The organism is Rothia sp. 88186D007BW, from assembly GCF_053544215.1.
In genome coordinates this window covers 130,031-146,693 of record NZ_JBPPTR010000003.1, presented here as the reverse complement: position 1 = coordinate 146,693, position 16,663 = coordinate 130,031, and the positions used below count along the sequence as shown (strand labels likewise).

The following is a 16,663-nucleotide window of genomic DNA, read 5'->3' as shown; positions in this document are numbered from 1 at the left end:
CCTCCCCCACTAGTCGCCCTTACGGTTCTGAGCCAAAGAGGAAGCGAAGAGACACACACCAGCAGCCATACCAACATTCAACGACTCAGCAGCCCCACGCAAAGGAACAGCCACACGCAAAGAAGCAGCAGCCTTCTCTTCATCATTTAGACCCGCAGCCTCATTCCCAAAGAGCCACATGGTGGGCTTAGCCAGGTCATACTTAACCTTCTTGCGAGGCTCAACACCGTTACGCAAGGCAAAAGCGGCATCCTGCAAGTCATCAAGAGAAACACGGCCATAGCCATCCGCCGCAAGCACACCAATGCCCTGGGCCTTGGCGTCCTCAGCAAAATCTTCAAGATCAATACCCTGGATCACGGGCACATGGAAGAGAGAACCGGCGGTAGATCGCACAGCCTTAGGGTTATAAAGATCCACAGACCCCTTGGTGGTAACAATCAAGTCAGCACCGGCAGCGTCCGCCGCACGCAGAATAGTGCCAGCATTACCCGGATCCTGCACACGGGTAAGCACAGCAATAAGCTTAGGGTTAATAGCGCCCTCACCCCAAATATCAGAGGGGGCAATATCATTCTGGAAAGCAACAGCAACAATACCCTGAGGGCTAACAGACTCAGCCATCGCCGCAAGCACCGGCTCGGTGACCATACGCATGAAGACCTTACGCCCAGCCTCCGGGGTGGGGCTGCCATAGACCTCTTCAAGCAGGTCAGCAATATCAGGGTGCCGCTCAAAAGCACGCTCAGTAATGTAAACAGCATCAAGCAAGGGCTTAACCTGGTGAGCCTTAAGAGCTTCGCGGACGGCCTGCGGCCCCTCCACCAGGAAATGCCCAGTCTTAGTGCGGGCTGCCCGAGTGGCAAGCTTGGCAATATCTTTAACACGGTCTGCCTGAGGGTTTTCCATGATGACGGGGGTGCTGAGGCGTTCTTTGAAATCCATAGGCTCTATTGTCTCACGGCTAGGTTTATCTCATACCACCGAACCACCCCGCGCCTGCCCTAAGCAGTGAACGAATCAACCATATGCCTACCCAGGCAAGGAATAAAACCGATACCCTGTTTATTGAGCAACAAGCCATACCCCCAACAATTCAAGGAACATCCCATGCAGAACCAAAACATTAAGCAGCTCGTCCTTGACGCAGCCCACCGCCGCCGCGCCATCAAGTTCTTCGACCCCGAGAAGAAAATCAGCAAGGACGACATCAACTACATTCTCGAAGTCGCCCGCCTCTCCCCCAGCTCCGTCGGCGCACAAGGCTGGCGCTTCGTCGTCCTGCAAAACCCCGAAATTCGTGAAGCCCTCAAGCCCTTCAGCTGGGGTGCAGCCCGCCAACTAGACGGGGCAAGCCACTTCATCCTGCTCCTTGCCAAGCGCAACATGCAGCACGATGGCCCCCACATGCAAGGCTCCCTAGCCTCCCGAAATCTCACCCCGGAGGCCCACGCCAAGGCCCTCGAAACCTACAAAACCTTCCAACTAGACGACATGGGCCTCACCACCGACCGCGCCCTCTTCGACTGGTCCGCCAAACAAACCTACATCGCCCTGGGCAACATGATGAGCGCAGCCGCCCTCATCGGCCTCGACTCCTGCCCCATCGAAGGGTTCAACCCAGAGAAAGCCAACGCACTCCTAGCCGAGCACGGCATCATTGACCCCGCCACCGAAGGCATCGTTACCATGCTGGCCCTGGGCTACCGCGCCGAAGAACTACCCTGGCCCCAGACCCGCAAACCCGCCGAAGAGGTCATCACCTGGGTGGAGTAACCAGTTCCCTTGGAACTTCAAGGAGCGACGATAAGCCCACCCGGTCGCCGTCCGCCCACCGAACTCTCACTGTGCCCACTATAGGCGCAGACACCGCGAGAGTCTGGTGGACGTTCACTGTGCGCCCAGCCCCGCTCCTCCCGTCCGACGCCCCAACCCGACGCTCCAGCCCAGTAAGACCACAACAAAAAGGACGCAGCCTCCCGCTCCCCTGCCCAGCGGCAGGAAAGTGGGAGGCGGCGTCCGCACCCCAACAGTTAGTTAGGGAAAGACAGACCTAAAAGAGCTTAGGCAGCCTTGGGAGCTGAAGTGTCCTCAGGCAGGTTGTTCTTAGCGATTTCAACCAGAGCTGAGAAAGCAGCAGGCTCGTTAACAGCCAGCTCAGCCAGCATACGACGGTCAACCTCAACCTCAGCAGCCTTCAGGCCCTGGATGAAGCGGTTGTAAGTCAGGCCCTCAGCGCGTGCAGCTGCGTTGATGCGCTGAATCCACAGGCGACGGAAGTCACCCTTCTTCTTACGACGGTGGTCGTAGCTGTAAACCAGTGAGTGAATGACCTGTTCTTTAGCCTTACGGTAAAGGCGTGAACGCTGGCCACGGTAGCCTGATGCACGATCAAGGATTACTCGGCGCTTCTTGTGCGCGTTAACCGCGCGCTTCACACGTGCCACGTGTGTCTCCTAACGTCTATGTCCTACCCAGCTTCACAAAATTCTAAGCGCTGGTGCAGGAGAGAAAATATCTACTTTTGGTGCGCCCTCATCACAAGGGCGAAGCTTCAAGAGAAAGTGAGCTTACTTGCCCAGCATCTTCTTGATGACCTTAGCCTGGCCGCCGGTTACAATCTGGTCAGAAGCCAGACGACGGGTCAGACGGGAGGACTTGTGCTCCAGGTAGTGGCGGCGGTTGGCCTGCTGGCGCTTAACCTTGCCAGTACCGGTGAGCTTGAAGCGCTTCTTAGCACCAGAGTGGGTCTTCTGCTTCGGCATGAGCCGATTCTCCTTACGTTCTACCCTCACCCCGGTTGCGGGGAAAGGAACTGAAAAACTCAACAACCCCACAGATGCGGGGAAGTTTTAAGGGTGTTCTGCCCGCCCACCGACGTCCTTACTTTTCAGTAAGAACAGCGGCAGAGCGAACGACGACCAAGCACGAAACCCTACACGAGCCCGCGCCTGGTGTCTAAACAGCTCCTATTCGGCTGACGCCTGTGCCTTAAGTTCCGCAGGCATTGCATCTGCCAGGGAATTAGTCACAGGGGTTGCCTCAGTGGTGTTGACGCGTTCGCGACCCTTGCGGCCACCTGACTTCTGGCTTTCACGGCGGGCCTCCTGCTTACCGCGCAGCGGAGCAAGAACCATCACCATGTTACGGCCATCAACACGGGGGTTGGACTCTACAGTACCAACCTCGGTGAGGTCGTTTGCCATGCGTTCAAGCAGGCGCACACCCATCTCGGGGCGCTGCTGTTCACGACCACGGAACTGAATCATAGCCTTGACCTTGTCACCGCCGGAAAGGAAACGACGTGCGTGCCCTACCTTGGTTTCGTAGTCATGGGTGTCAATTTTGAGGCGGAAACGGATTTCCTTCAAAGAAGCATTAACCTGCTTCTTTCGAGATTCACGTGCCTTGACTGCGGCTTCATACTTGTACTTACCGAAGTCCATAAGCTTACACACAGGCGGCTTAGCGTTAGGAGCAACCTCAACCAGGTCGAGGTCAGATTCCTGAGCAAGACGCAGTGCATCTTCTACGCGGACAATACCGACCTGTTCACCGCCGGGGCCGACGAGTCGAACTTCCGGGACGCGAATGCGGTCGTTGATGCGTGGATCGCTAATGACAAAGCTCCTGTTGCTTGTGGCGGGGGTGTCCCCCGTGAATTTCTGTGGGGGTTGAAAAAAGCCCCCGGTTGCGGCTTGGCAAGCGGAGGCTTCAGTTACCTACCCAGAACAAGGGGGCAGGCACGCCAACATACGGCGTAGCTTTCCCTCTCGTCTCCCTTACGGAAGCCTGGGTGCTGACCCGGTCGCCAAAACTAGCAACATCGGGTGGGAATATAAGTTCCACTTGCAAACAGCATTTAACATTACTGGATAAGGCGCGCAAATACAAGGGTTTCACCCCTCTTTCTCAGAGGCGGACGCCAGGAGCCAGGGTAACTGTGACGAGTAATTCACACTGGGTAGGGTTGATGTGAGATTCTAGTAAACATGAGCAAGGAAACCAGCTACCGTTTTGAAGAACCCTCCCACCAGAGCAAGCAGCTACCCGATGGTGTAACTGCTGAAGAGGTTGAAGAAATCAACGCCCAGATGCGAGATATTGCCGAGGTCCCTGCGGTTGAGGTAATCACCACCGCCGCTGTTCACCTTATGAGCGCCGCCGCCGTCAAATGCGGGCTAGCAGCCGAAGAGAACGCCGACGAACTCAAAGATCTCGATGAAGCCCGCAAACTCATCACCGCCCTGGCAGGTTTCGTCATCGCCTCCGCCCCAGAAATCGGCTCACAACACGCAGCTCCCCTACGCGATGGGCTACGCTCCTTACAGTTAGCCTTCCGCGAGGCCTCCCCCTACCCGGATGCCCCCGGCAAGGGCCCCGGCGAAAAATTCACCGGCCCAGTATTCTAAGCCGACGCTAAAGCAATCTGCACAGAATCAACCTGCTCAGCAACCACCCGGTTAAGGGCAAGCCCCTCCTGAAAAGTACGCACAGTCTGGTTAACCTGCTCCTGCGTGAGGCCAGGGCGAAGAGTGAGCATAATTTTCAGCTCCGGCCCGTGACCGCCCCCTGCCAGCAGGCGTCCGCCCGCAGTCTGCGAATAGACGCCGCTGCCAGGGGCTGCCTCAACCGCCACCACCGCAGATATAGGCGCAGCAATGTTCCTCAATTCCTGAGCAACCTGAGAGTTACGGTAAGAAGGCACCCAGGGCTCACCCTTAGCAATCGCCCAAAAGGCCGGGCGGCGCAGTACAAAGGTTAGATCGGCCCCAGGGTCCACCACAATAAGCTGGTTCTCATCTTCCACAGCAGACAGGGCAGTTTTACGCATATCTGCGGCAACCGGGCGGGCCATATCATGCCACCTAGTGAGCGCATCTACATGAGTGAAAACAGGCAGGGCACGGCGCCCGTCCGGTGCCTGAATACTCACCAAAGCCATCTCTGACTCTTTATCTGAGACCAAACCCTGCTCAGTAATCTCAGCCTGAGACAACTGGGCAACCACAGGGGCAAAAATACGCACAGAGCGCAGAGCATCAACCACAGCTACTTCATCAACCTCACCCGCTGCAAAAGCCTCAAAGGCTCTCAGCAAGGCAGGGTCAGTAGTACCATCATCGCCAGGGAACTGGTGGGTATGGCTAGTGCCCTCCCCCAGGTTGCGCCCCTCCCAAGGCTGACCGCCCGTATCATTTTTTTGGCCAGCGGACGCCAACTGGGCAGCAATATGGGCAGGCAACTGGCGGCGTGGTGCACTGGGGTTACCAGGGTGACCGTGCCCATGAGTATGAGCCCGGTGCACCCGGTCAGAAAAATCTGCCACTAGGGACGGCCTGCAACATCTAGGGCCTGAGCCAAGGTGAACTGGCCAGCGTAAAGAGCCTTACCGGTAATAGCACCCTCAACACCATAAGGCACCATGGTCCGCAAAGCCGCAATATCATCTAGGGTAGCGATGCCGCCAGAGGCAACCACCGGCTTATCGGTGCGCTCAGCAACCTTGCGCAGCAGTTCCAGGTTGGGGCCCTGCAAGGTGCCGTCCTTGGTTACGTCAGTGACAACGTAGCGGGCGCAGCCGTCCTCATTCAGGCGGTCAAGCACCTCCCAGAGGTTGCCGCCTTCCTTAGTCCAGCCGCGGGCAGCCAGTACGTCACCGCGCACATCCAGGCCAACAGCAATAATGTCGCCGTGCTCGGCAATGACTTTACGGGTCCACTCGGGGTTTTCTAGGGCGGCAGTTCCTAGGTTAATGCGAGCAGGGTTAAGGGAGAGAGCCCGCTCTAGTGACTCGTCGTCGCGAATACCGCCAGACATTTCAATCTTGATGGTGAGCTCCTGGGCCACCTCAGTGAGAATGTCGATGTTATCGCCTCGGCCAAAGGCAGCATCCAGATCAACCAGGTGCAACCATTCAGCACCGGCATTCTGCCACTCTAGGGCTGCTTCAACGGGGGAACCGTAGTTGGTTTCTGAGCCAGCTTCGCCCTGGACCAGGCGCACGGCCTGGCCGTTAGCTACATCAACTGCCGGTAGCAGTTCGAGGCGGTCAGTCATTGTTATCTCCTTGGAAGTTGTGGAAGTAAAAATCTAGATTGAAAGTAATGGGTAGCAGGCCAGAAGTTTCAGCCCATACACCCTACTGGGCCTGGCCCAAACGCCCGGTAATCGGCAGGGAAGTAATCCAGTTCTTAAGCAGGCGGATACCGGCTTCGCCAGACTTTTCAGGGTGGAACTGGGTTGCACTCAAGGGCCCATTTTCAACTGCGGCGATGAAGTCACCACCATGGTTAGCCCAGGTGACCTGGGGCGGGAGCATAGCCTCGTTATTCTGGTCAAAAGCCCACTCTTGCACCCCATAGGAGTGCACAAAGTAGAAGCGCTCATTCTCGATACCGGCAAAGAGCTGTGACCCTTCAGGGGCGCGCACAGTATTCCAGCCCATGTGCGGTACGACCTCAGCTTTGAGCTTTTCAACGGTACCGGGCCACTCGCCCAGGCCATCAGTCTCAACACCGTGCTCTACACCTTTTTCGAACATGACTTGTAAGCCCACGCAAATACCAAGCACGGGGCGTCCACCAGCAACACGTCTGCCGATCATGCGGATAGCGTCTGCTTCTTTTAGCCCGTCCATGACAGCCTTAAAAGCACCCACACCGGGTACGACCAGACCGTCAGCTCCCAGCACATCTGATTCCTTGCGGGAGAGCACTACCTGCGCCCCTGCTTCTTCAAGGGCGCGGACGGCTGAGCGCACATTCCCTGCCCCATAGTCCAGAACCGTGACAGTAGGCTTCTGCCCTGTAGCCTCGCTCATTAGAGGGCTCCCTTGGTTGAGGGAATACCGGTGTGGCGGGGGTCTGGCTCAACGGCCTGGCGGAGGGCACGGGCCAGGGCCTTGAACTGGGCCTCAGCGATATGGTGGGGGTCGCGCCCGCCCTCTAGGGTGATGTGCAGGCAAATTCCGGAGTGGTAGGCGAAGGCCTCAAAGACGTGACGCACCATTGAGCCGGTGAAGTGGCCACCAATCAGGTGGTATTCGAAGCCTTCAGGCTCCCCGGTGTGCACCAGGTAGGGGCGGCCAGAAATATCGACCACAGCAGAGGCCAGCGCCTCATCCAGGGGCACGGTGGCAGTGCCAAAGCGGCGGATACCCGCCTTATCACCTAGTGCCTGGCGGAGCACCTCACCTAGCACGATGCCGGTGTCTTCAACAGTGTGGTGCACATCGATATGTGTATCGCCGGTGCACTTGATGGTCATATCAATCAGGGAGTGCTTTGAGAGGGCGGTGAGCATGTGATCGTAGAAGGGGACACCGGTATCGATCTCTGATACGCCGGTACCATCGAGGTTGATTTCGACGCTCACGGATGACTCACTGGTCACCCGTTCCATCTTTGCAATACGGGGGCCAAGGCCGGTGGATGATTCAGTAGATACTGCCATGTCTGTCTCTTTTTCTGAGGAGTTTTGCCGGGGTTCTATAGGGATGTCTCTGGCGTTTAACGCTCGTAGGTCTGTATATAGTCGGTGAGGTGTTCTAAGAAAGCGCTGGTTTCTGTGTCGGTTCCAGCGGTCACACGCAGGTAACCGGCGATACCGTTATCTCGAATAAGGACGCCACGCTCTAGCAGGTAGTTCCAGGCCGCTTTTTCGTCTTTGAGCCCACCAAAGAAGACGAAGTTGGAATCTGACACGGCCGGTTCTAAGCTCAGGCCGGTGAGGTGCTCTACGATACGGTCACGCTGGGCGCGGATATCGTCTACGTTAGCTAGTAGCTGGGTGCGGTGGCGCAGAGCGGCAACCGCTGTTGCCTGGGTGACGGCAGAGAGGTGGTAGGGCAGGCGAACCAGGCGAACGGCGTCCGCAACGGCAGGATTAGCAGCAAAATAGCCCAGGCGGGCACCTGCCAGGGCGAAGGCCTTGCTCATGGTGCGGGTAACAACCAGGTTGGGGCGGCCAGGTAGCAGGGTCAGGGCGTTCTGGGTGCGGTCTTGGGCGAATTCGGCGTAGGCTTCATCGACCACAACAATACCGTTGTAGGCTGCTACTGCATCGTAGACAGCTTCAATCACATCCAAGCCCAGGCCTGTGCCGGTGGGGTTATTGGGTGAGCAGAGAATGACGATGGAGGGCGTATGTTCAGTGACCTGTTGAACTGCTGATTCCGCGCTCAGTGAGTAATCGGCGGCACGAGTACCGGCGATAAAAGCGGTATTGGTACCATCTGCCAGCAGGGGATACATGGAATAGGTAGGCACAAAACTCATCACCGAACGGCCAGGGCCACCGAAGACCTGCATCAGCTGCTGAAGGATCTCGTTAGACCCGTTCGCAGCCCAGATGTTTTCAGGGGTCAGGCCATGCCCTAGATAGTCGGCCAGTTCTGCCCTGAGGGTATCGAATTCGCGATCGGGGTAGCGGTTCAGGGTTGCAGCGGCCTGGGCTACATCGCGGGTGATGGCGTCGATAACTTCTTGCGGCATAGGGTGGGTGTTCTCGTTAACATTTAGGGTTACCGGAACATCAATCATGGGCGCGCCATAGGGCGAACGGCCCCGCAAATCATCGCGCAGAGGCAGGGCTTGGAGTGCTGTGGTATTTTCTGTCACTCCCCTAGTGTACCGACCTAGGCCTTGCCCTGCATTCTTTTGCGCCACCTGGCACATAGGCTCGCCCCCCTTATCACCTTTATCGCCCCTGGTGATAGAGAGGAACCTCAAGGGTCTGGCCAGGTACCAGCTGGGCGCTGGTGAGATCGTTAATCTTCATGATGCGGGTGATGACGTCGCGGTTATCTTCTTCTGGTGCCACATCTGCGGCAATCGTCCAGAGAGTATCCCCGTGCACCACAGTGACTGTACGGCTCACCGGCGTCACCGAATCGGCGGTAGCGCTCTTAGCCTCCCCCGGCGCAAGCAGGGTTAGGGCACCCAGAATAACCAGGGCCAGCATTGTAAGAAGTGGTAGGCCTCTAAACACTAGACGGCCGCGGCGGGTGAGGCGAATCTTCTGAGGTTTTACGCCCTTTGTGTGACCTGGCCCTGCAAGGCCCCGGGGCGCCGTGGCCACCGCAGGCTTCTGAGCCAGGGAAGAAGAGGTAGATAAAGAAGATTGGTCTCGTGAAGCAGTCTCAGGTGCAGGGCGGGTAGGTGCGGGGCGTGCAGGTACGCGGTGCGCAGGGGTGGGCGATGCAAAACGAATACGGTATTGAGGTTGTCGCAGAGCTCCGGCTGAGGCTACGGGCTGAGCCCCCTGGCTAATGGTAAAAGTAGCAGCCTGATCAAGGGGCTTCTTCAAAGAAGTACGAGCCATAAACTCGGGCAAGGCGATGGTGCTCATAAGTCTTTCTCCTGATTCACGCTCAAACATTCAACCGAAAGTCGAATGTTTGTTCTAAGATTTCTTCATATCTATGTTCTATCAGAAAAATCGAACATAGTCGAGAAAAATTAGAACAAATGTTTGAATAAGCTGTTGGCTTGGCATAGTCTTAGAAGACCACTTGATAGTGAACACCGGGTGGCTGACATTTTAAGAACCAACAGAGACGAGATACCGTGAGCGAACGAACTGCGCAGACTCCGGCAAGCCCGCCCCACAAGGGCTCTCGCCCCCTCACTGCCCGCCAGAAAAAAATTTTGGACGCCATCTCCAACGCCATCGAGGTGCACGGCTACCCGCCATCCATGCGTGAAATTGGTGACATCGTTGGTTTAGCTTCACTCTCATCAGTCACACACCAGCTCTCCCGCCTAGAAGAGATGGGCTATATCAGACGCGACTCCAAGCGCCCCCGCGCTATCGAAATTCTCAGCGGCGAACCTTCACCTGAAGAAGCCAAGCCAGAGACCAACGTCATCACCCTACCGATTGTGCCCACCTTCGCACAGACTGATGACAACCTTGCAACAGTCCCCTTGGTGGGTCGAATCGCAGCAGGTTCCCCCATCGCCGCTGAGCAGGCTATCGAAGATGTGATGACCCTCCCCCGCCAGCTAGTAGGTCAAGGCGACCTCTTCATGCTGCGGGTCAAGGGTGATTCTATGGTCGATGCTGCAATCTGCGACGGTGACTGGGTAGTAGTACGTGCCCAGAACACCGCACACAACGGTGATATTGTCGCTGCCTTACTCGATGACGAAGCCACCGTCAAAACCTTCCGTCAGCGAGACGGGCACACCTGGCTGCTGCCCCAGAACACTCAGTACGAGCCCATTTTGGGTGATAAGTCCACCATCATGGGCAAAGTCGTCTCTGTTCTGCGCAGTCTATAAACAGCCCTGTTTATCACCAGGGTTGCCTATCAACGGCCCAAACTATAAACGGCGTGGTAGCTCGGCAGGGCAACCCCCTCTACTACTGGCTAATAGACTGCTTCAGGCGTTCTAGAGCCCCGAGCACGACGTCCTTACGCGTGGTCGTCCAAAAAGGCGGCAGAGACTTCACCAGGTAAGAACCATACCGCTGGGTGGCAATCCGTGAATCGAGCACCGCCACAACTCCCCTATCACCCACTGACCGCACCAGGCGCCCCGCACCCTGAGCCATCCGCACCGCAGCATGGTAGGCAGAAACAGCCATAAACCCATTACCACCAGCGGACGCCACAGCACGGGCCCGTGCCTGCGATAAAGGATCATCGGGGCGAGGGAAAGGAATACGGTCCATCATCACCAGTCGGCAGGAATCACCGGGAACATCCACGCCCTGCCAGAGGCTCATGGTGCCAAAAAGGCAAGAGTCAGTATCGTCCGTGAACTCCTTGACCAGGGCACGCAAAGAAGACTCACCCTGCAAAAGAATATTCATATCAGTACGTTCCCGCACATACTCAGCAGCCAGCTCAGCACCGCGCTTAGAAGAGAAAAGCCCCAGGGCACCACCACCGGAGGCAGTGACAAGTTCAACGATGCGATCAAGCTGCTCTACCGACACGCCCCGCCCAGGCTTAGGCAGATCAGAGGCCAGGTAGAGCACACCCTGCTTGGGGTAGTTAAAGGGTGAGCCAACGTCAATGCCGTCCCAGCGGGGGGCCTCCTTACCCATCAGCCCCAGAGCACCAGCAGCAGCGTCAAAGCTCTCCCCTACCGTCAGTGTGGCAGAGGTCAGCACAACGGTGCGGTTCTCAAAAAGCCCCTCACGCAGGTGACCAGCTACAGAAATAGGGGCAATGTTCAAGGTTGCGGGGTCATCATCAGCAGCGGCCACATACCCCTTACCAGGCTCCCAAGAACCCGTACGAGACACCCAAATCACCTGGTAGAGGGGGTCAGCTGTCAGCATTTTCTCGGATGTTTCGTGCACCTCAGTCAAGGCGGCACGAGCCATCTGGCGGCCGGCGTCCCCGTCCTTATCCCCGCTCTTAGTATCAGTGAGAGCCTGACGGGCAGCATCACGCACCCGCTCCATGGCGGCAGCCACCCGGTCAGGCAGGCCCTTAGGCATCATCTCAGCGGGAACCCCGTTAAGTGAATCATCTAGCGCCAGCGCCGCCTGCTCCAGGGCCTTATGGTCCGCATCGGTGTGCCGTCTAAGGCTGCGGGCAACCTTGGTAATAGCAGCCGGTGAGAGAGCCCCAGTGACCGCACCAGTCACCCGGTCTGCTAGTTCGTGGGCCTCATCAATAATGGCGATATCGTGGTCAGGCAGCACCGCAGCACCCTCAAAGGCGTTAATAGCCAGAAGGGCATGGTTAGTGATAACGATGTCGGACTCTGCTGCCCGGGCCCGAGCCATTTCGCTGAAACATTCTTCAACCAGAGGGCACTTTTTACCCAAACACTCTGAGGCGGTCACTGCCACCTGCCGCCAGGCGCGGTCACTTACACCGGGTAAAAGTTCATCACGGTCACCGGTATCAGTGGTTTGAGCCCAGGCGCGCAGGCGGACGACCTCCTCCCCCAGTTTTCCGGCAGGACCGGTGGCACCTGTGCTTGGGTCCATGTCGAAGAGGGCGTCGCCGTCCTCCTCAGGGTAGCCGCCTTCGAGTTTGTGCAGGCAGACATAGTTGTTGCGGCCTTTGAGAATAGCCACATCGGTTTCGTGTTCAGGCTCATCGCCCAAGGATTCAAGCAGACGCGGAATATCGCGGTTAACAATCTGAGATTGGAGGGCCAGAGTCGCAGTTGCCACCACGATAGGTTTCTCTGCTGTTTGGGCAGCATGAATGGCAGGTACCAGGTAGCCCAGGGATTTACCGGTTCCGGTGCCTGCTTGAACCAGCAGGTGCTTGCCGGTATCTAGGGAGCGGGCCACATGAGCTGCCATGGTGCGCTGGCCGTCGCGTCTTTGACCCCCGGAGCGTTCTACTACGGTATCGAGCAGGTATAGGACGGGCTGGGCACCGGGCAGGGTTTCTAGCTCCTGCCCGGTGGGTGCGGTGACGTGGTCGTTCATGCGCGCTGGGTTTCGACCGCCCCTGCGGCGATAGCGTCATCAATTTCAGGTTGTAGCACTTCCAGCAGGTCACCTTCAATAACGTACTCAGATAGGTCAGAGGCCACTTCTTCACGGACTAGGGCCTGCACATAGGTGCCATCTTGCACAAAAGCGGTCCGCAGAATTTCAGCGTCCCATTCGTGCAGGCGGGAGACAACGCCCCCGGCGGAGAAGGGCACCAGCAGGTGAAGTTCGATGGAGGGGCGAGGAATGGTGTCAGCAATTTTTTGCTTCAGTTCCTCAATGCCCTCACCGGTTCGAGCTGATACCACCACATGGTTGGGCTCCTTCTGGCGCAGACGCTCAATGACGAAGGGGTCAGCGGCATCGGCCTTGTTGAGCACAATGATTTCGGGGATATTCTGGGCATCAACCTCGGTGATGACCTGGCGTACCGAGTGGATCTGCCCCTCCGGGTCAGGGTGGGAGACATCGACCACGTGCACAATCACATCTGCATCGGCGACTTCTTCCAGGGTGGAGCGGAAGGCCTCAACGAGCTGGGTGGGCAGGGCGCGCACAAAACCAACGGTGTCTGAGAGGGTGTAGCCCACGCCGTCCGGAGTTTGGGCCTTACGCACGGTGGGGTCAAGGGTAGCGAAGAGGGCGTTCTCAACGAGCACACCGGCGTCCGTCAGGCGGTTGAGCAGGGAGGACTTACCGGCGTTAGTGTAACCGGCAATAGCTACCGAGGGCACCCGGTTACGCTTGCGGTTAAGACGCTTAGTTTCACGGGCAGGGGCCATAGCAGCGATCTCTCGCTTGAGCTTAGCCATACGGGAGCGAAGGCGGCGGCGATCCATTTCGATCTTGGTTTCACCAGGGCCACGAGAACCAATACCCTCACCACCTGCGGCACGGCCACCAGCCTGACGGGACAGAGAGGCACCCCAACCGCGCAGACGCGGCAGCATGTATTCAAGCTGGGCCAGCTCAACCTGGGCCTTACCTTCACGCGATTTAGCGTGCTGGGCGAAGATATCGAGAATCAGGGCGGTACGGTCAATAACCTTGACCTTGACAATATCTTCAATGGCGCGGCGCTGGGAGGGAGCCAGCTCGGCATCCACAATCACGGTATCAGCCCCGGTAGCCTCAACAATGTCTTTAAGTTCCAGCACCTTACCGGAACCTAAGTAGGTGCCAGGGTCGGGCTTGAGACGACGCTGCACCAGGCCATCAAGCACCTCAGAACCGGCGGTCTCAGCCAGTGCAGCCAGTTCACGCAGGGAGTTCTCGGCTTCTTCCAGGGTGCCTTCTGACCAGACACCGGCCAGGACTACGCGTTCTAGGCGGAGCTGGCGGTATTCAACTTCGGTGACGTCATCGAGTTCGGTTGATAGGCCCGCTACACGGCGTAGGGCCCGGCGTTCTTCAAGGTCAACCTGGTCGCCGTCGTATTCAGAATGTTCACGTTGGTTATTAGAGAGTTCGCGGGCCCGCTCATCGAGCACGCTACCGTTGCTCTGTGCCCGCCCCAGCACGCGGTCTACCGTCAGCCTGAGCTGTTCATCTGAGGGAAGTTTAGGGTCATTGCTGGGGGTTGAAGTCTCGGTCATAGTACCTTTCGAGGTGGTTTAAAGCGTCCTTCTATTCTAGCTTTTCTAGGGCGGTATGGGCAGGGGCTTAGCGTAGAATGAACGTCTATGAGTAGTGCGCACTATTTTTCTGAAAACCCTACCGGCGATTTTTCTCCTCAGCCGGTGACCGTTGAGCTAGGCGGACGCCGGGTGCAGGTGCTCACCGCCCCCGGTATTTTTAGCCCGGGTGGGGTCGATAAAGGAACCCGCATTCTTCTTGATGAGGCCCCTGCCCCGCAGGGGGCGCGCATGCTCGATATCGGGTGTGGCTGGGGCCCAATTACCCTGACCTTGGCCATGGCAGCGCCCCAGGCTCAAATCTACGGGGTTGAGGTCAATTCCCGGTCAGCCCAGCTCACCAGAATGAACGCTGAGCGCCTGGGCCTAACCAACGTGACGGTCACTGCACCTGATGCGTTAGATGAGTCCCTCACCTTTGACACTATCTGGTCCAACCCGCCCATTCGTGTGGGTAAGGACGTACTCCACAGCATTATGCGCACCTGGCTCCCCCGCCTGGCCCCCGGCGGCAGCGCCTACCTGGTGGCACAAAAGAATCTGGGCTCAGATTCCTTACAGAAGTGGCTAGCTGAAACCTTCCCTGCCCTTGAGGTAGCCCGTTACGCTACCTCAAAGGGCTTCCGCATCCTCCAGGTGCACCGGCCAGATCTAGCCGTCTAACCTAGCAGTACTTTGCCGGTCATAGCGGCAGGCCCAGCCAGCACCACATGTTCCAGGTCATCAGGGCCTAGCACGAAAGTAACGGCCAAGGTGCCGCCAGGTACGCGCACCAGCCATTCATCGGGGGCCTCGTCTCCACCCCAGAAGCGGGTAGCAGCAGCCGCCGCACAGGCGCCGGTACCGCAAGAGAGAGTCTCCCCCACACCGCGCTCGTGTACGCGCATGCGGATCAAACCAATATTTTCGGTGGCAGGGTCCCCATCTTCTGCTGAAATTTCTTCTGGCACAACGAACTCCACGTTGGTGCCCTCAGGCGGGTTAGGTGAAACCTTAGGGGCCTCGTGCAGGTTCAGCCCATCGAGCTTACCGTCTGTACCCAGCATGACCACCATGTGAGGGTTGCCCATGGTGATAGACAGGGCCCCGCGGGGGGTGCGCAGGCCCTTGGCGGTGACCTGGGCGTCCGTACCGTTATCGCGCGCCATATCCCCATTGATGAAACCCCAGGGGCCCATGTCGATAGCGTAGCCGTCCTCAGTGCGGCCAACAGCCTTAATGCCAGCACGGGTGGCAATCAGCAGGCGCCCGCCTTCTTCAAGTTCTATCAGTTTCTCGGTGAGAAGGTAGTCAACGAAGGCGCGCACCCCGTTGCCGCACATCTCGGCAATAGAACCGTCACCGTTACGGTAGTCCATGAACCAGACGGCCTCGGGGGCTTCTTCTAGCAGGTGAGAGGCAAAGTCCAGGTGCTCGGTCTTGACCGCCCGGATAAAGCCATCAGCGCCAATACCGAAGTGGCGGTCGGTGACCTTAGCAATAAGCTCTGCCGGTAGGTCAAGACTACCTTGAGGGTCAGTGACGAAGATGAAGTCATTGCCGGTCGCCTGCCCCTTGGTCAGGGTCTTGCCGGTCAAATCGCCCCAGACGGGGGTTTCTACGGTGTGGGTTGCCACGGGTTTTGCCTTTCCGTTGTAGGCGCTTTTCTTCTTTAGTTTAATGCCTGATAGTCCGCAACGATGGCCAAAGCCTCATCACGCAGGGTAGGGCTGGACCAATCCAGCCAGTGCACCCGCTCATCTGCCCTGAACCAGGTGAGCTGGCGGCGGGCAAACTGGCGGGTAGCAGTAACAGTATCTTCAACCGCCTGAGCCACAGAATAATCCTCCCCAGCCGGCAGCGCGCCGCGGGCAGCGTCCAAAACCTTAAGGAACTCCCGGTAGCCAATAGCGGCCGGGGCAGTCTTACCCTGACGCAGCCCCTGAGCCTCCAAGGCTTGAACCTCAGCCAGCAGCCCGGCCTCTTCCATAGCAAGAACCCGCTCATGCAACCGCTGATGCAACTGGGCACGATCCCCATTCAAACCAATCTGCAGGGCCGGCTGACAATAGGTGCGGGTAGGCATAAAGGATGAGAAAGGGCGGCCTGTCACCTCAAAAACCTCTAAGGCACGCACCAGACGGCGGTCATCCTTAACCCGGTCAGCTGATACGGGATCAACCTGGCCTAGCCGCTCCAGCAGGGGGCCGGGACCAGAGCCCGCCAGCTCAGCCTCCAGGCGGGCCCGCACCGCCGGATCAGTCTCAGGAAAATCCAAAACATCCAGGGCAGCCCGCACATAAAGACCAGAACCACCCACCAGAATCGGGTAGTGCCCGCGAGCGCGAATCTCATCAAAAACCTGCCGGGCCTGAGCCTGGAAGGTTGCCACCGAAGCCTCTTCGGTCACATCGAGAATATCGAGCAGGTGGTGGGGCACTCCCTGCATCTCTTGACGGGTGACCTTGGCGGTGCCGATATCCATGCCCCGGTAGAACTGCATGGAATCAGCGTTGACGCATTCCCCGCCCAGGGCCTGGGCCAGTTCGATAGCGAGGGCGCTTTTGCCTGAGCCGGTGGGGCCCACTACGGCGATAATGGGTAGGGAGTTGTTGCCGGCGTCCTTTCCTGTCATG

Annotated in this window: 17 protein-coding genes and 1 pseudogene; 4 read left to right on the top strand and 14 right to left on the bottom strand. The window is 57.9% G+C overall.

Annotated elements, in window-relative coordinates; translation table 11 throughout:
• Positions 1-9: 9 nt before the first annotated feature.
• On the bottom strand, positions 10-945 hold the full coding sequence (locus ACEE09_RS02785; RefSeq protein ID WP_449081863.1) for a TrmH family RNA methyltransferase: 936 nt from the start codon (positions 943-945) through the stop codon (positions 10-12).
• A 165-nt stretch (positions 946-1,110) separates the two neighbouring features.
• On the opposite strand from ACEE09_RS02785, the gene ACEE09_RS02780 reads away from it, so the two are divergent.
• Entirely contained in the window at positions 1,111-1,776 is a 666-nt protein-coding gene (locus ACEE09_RS02780; RefSeq protein ID WP_449081861.1) for an NAD(P)H-dependent oxidoreductase, read from the top strand.
• A 287-nt stretch (positions 1,777-2,063) separates the two neighbouring features.
• Here ACEE09_RS02780 and rplT read toward each other — a convergent pair whose 3' ends face one another.
• From rplT to infC, 3 genes are all read right to left on the bottom strand, one after another.
• A complete protein-coding gene (gene rplT / locus ACEE09_RS02775) occupies positions 2,064-2,447 on the bottom strand; it encodes a 50S ribosomal protein L20 (protein ID WP_449081859.1) in 384 nt (127 codons plus the stop codon).
• A 123-nt stretch (positions 2,448-2,570) separates the two neighbouring features.
• Entirely contained in the window at positions 2,571-2,765 is a 195-nt protein-coding gene (rpmI, locus tag ACEE09_RS02770) for a 50S ribosomal protein L35 (RefSeq protein ID WP_135011425.1), read from the bottom strand.
• 204 nt (positions 2,766-2,969) lie between these two features.
• Positions 2,970-3,593, bottom strand: coding sequence for a translation initiation factor IF-3 (gene infC, locus ACEE09_RS02765; RefSeq protein WP_449081918.1), 624 nt, complete (start codon positions 3,591-3,593; stop codon positions 2,970-2,972).
• Positions 3,594-4,094: 501 nt separating this feature from the next.
• Between infC and ACEE09_RS02760 the strand changes: the two genes are divergently transcribed.
• Positions 4,095-4,412 carry a DUF1844 domain-containing protein gene (locus ACEE09_RS02760; protein ID WP_449081916.1) on the top strand — a complete coding sequence of 106 codons (318 nt, stop codon included), beginning with the start codon at positions 4,095-4,097 and terminating at the stop codon, positions 4,410-4,412.
• On the opposite strand, the gene ACEE09_RS02755 is transcribed toward ACEE09_RS02760, so the two are convergent.
• The 6 genes from ACEE09_RS02755 to ACEE09_RS02730 all read right to left on the bottom strand — a co-directional run bounded on the left by ACEE09_RS02755 (position 4,409) and on the right by ACEE09_RS02730 (position 9,351).
• Positions 4,409-5,329: an SseB family protein gene (locus ACEE09_RS02755; protein ID WP_449081857.1), complete on the bottom strand. Its 921-nt coding sequence runs from the start codon at positions 5,327-5,329 to the stop codon at positions 4,409-4,411. The two genes, ACEE09_RS02760 and ACEE09_RS02755, sit on opposite strands and share 4 nt — an antisense overlap.
• Positions 5,329-6,060 carry a bifunctional 1-(5-phosphoribosyl)-5-((5-phosphoribosylamino)methylideneamino)imidazole-4-carboxamide isomerase/phosphoribosylanthranilate isomerase PriA gene (gene priA, locus ACEE09_RS02750; RefSeq protein ID WP_449081855.1) on the bottom strand — a complete coding sequence of 244 codons (732 nt, stop codon included), beginning with the start codon at positions 6,058-6,060 and terminating at the stop codon, positions 5,329-5,331. The genes ACEE09_RS02755 and priA overlap by 1 nt, the downstream gene beginning before the upstream one ends.
• Positions 6,061-6,142: 82 nt before the next feature.
• Complete coding sequence (gene hisH, locus ACEE09_RS02745; protein WP_449081853.1) at positions 6,143-6,823, bottom strand: imidazole glycerol phosphate synthase subunit HisH; 681 nt, start codon at positions 6,821-6,823, stop codon at positions 6,143-6,145.
• Entirely contained in the window at positions 6,823-7,455 is a 633-nt protein-coding gene (gene hisB, locus ACEE09_RS02740) for an imidazoleglycerol-phosphate dehydratase HisB (RefSeq protein ID WP_449081852.1), read from the bottom strand. Before hisB ends, hisH begins: the two co-directional genes overlap by 1 nt.
• A 56-nt stretch (positions 7,456-7,511) precedes the next feature.
• Complete coding sequence (locus ACEE09_RS02735) at positions 7,512-8,621, bottom strand: histidinol-phosphate transaminase (RefSeq protein WP_449081851.1); 1,110 nt, start codon at positions 8,619-8,621, stop codon at positions 7,512-7,514.
• A gap of 79 nt (positions 8,622-8,700) precedes the next feature.
• A complete protein-coding gene (locus ACEE09_RS02730; protein WP_449081849.1) occupies positions 8,701-9,351 on the bottom strand; it encodes a LysM peptidoglycan-binding domain-containing protein in 651 nt (216 codons plus the stop codon).
• Positions 9,352-9,626: 275 nt separating this feature from the next.
• Between ACEE09_RS02730 and lexA the strand changes: the two are divergent.
• Positions 9,627-10,286, top strand: a pseudogene (gene lexA, locus ACEE09_RS02725) (transcriptional repressor LexA); the annotation flags it as partial.
• A gap of 82 nt (positions 10,287-10,368) precedes the next feature.
• On the opposite strand, the gene ACEE09_RS02720 reads toward lexA, so the two are convergent.
• Together ACEE09_RS02720 and hflX are read right to left on the bottom strand one after the other, a co-directional pair.
• Complete coding sequence (locus ACEE09_RS02720) at positions 10,369-12,408, bottom strand: ATP-dependent DNA helicase (RefSeq protein ID WP_449081847.1); 2,040 nt, start codon at positions 12,406-12,408, stop codon at positions 10,369-10,371.
• The gene (gene hflX, locus ACEE09_RS02715; RefSeq protein ID WP_449081845.1) at positions 12,405-14,009 is read right to left on the bottom strand and encodes a GTPase HflX; all 1,605 of its coding nucleotides are present in this window, start codon (positions 14,007-14,009) and stop codon (positions 12,405-12,407) included. Before hflX ends, ACEE09_RS02720 begins: the two co-directional genes overlap by 4 nt.
• 87 nt (positions 14,010-14,096) lie before the next feature.
• Between hflX and ACEE09_RS02710 the strand changes: the two genes are divergently transcribed.
• Complete coding sequence (locus ACEE09_RS02710) at positions 14,097-14,711, top strand: class I SAM-dependent methyltransferase (RefSeq protein WP_449081843.1); 615 nt, start codon at positions 14,097-14,099, stop codon at positions 14,709-14,711.
• Here ACEE09_RS02710 and dapF read toward each other — a convergent pair.
• Together dapF and miaA are read right to left on the bottom strand one after the other, a co-directional pair.
• Positions 14,708-15,664, bottom strand: a complete 957-nt coding sequence (dapF, locus tag ACEE09_RS02705) for a diaminopimelate epimerase (protein ID WP_449081842.1) — start codon at positions 15,662-15,664, stop codon at positions 14,708-14,710. The genes ACEE09_RS02710 and dapF overlap by 4 nt on opposite strands.
• A 35-nt stretch (positions 15,665-15,699) precedes the next feature.
• The gene (miaA, locus tag ACEE09_RS02700) at positions 15,700-16,662 is read right to left on the bottom strand and encodes a tRNA (adenosine(37)-N6)-dimethylallyltransferase MiaA (RefSeq protein WP_449081840.1); all 963 of its coding nucleotides are present in this window, start codon (positions 16,660-16,662) and stop codon (positions 15,700-15,702) included.
• Between the last annotated feature and the right edge of the window lies 1 nt (position 16,663).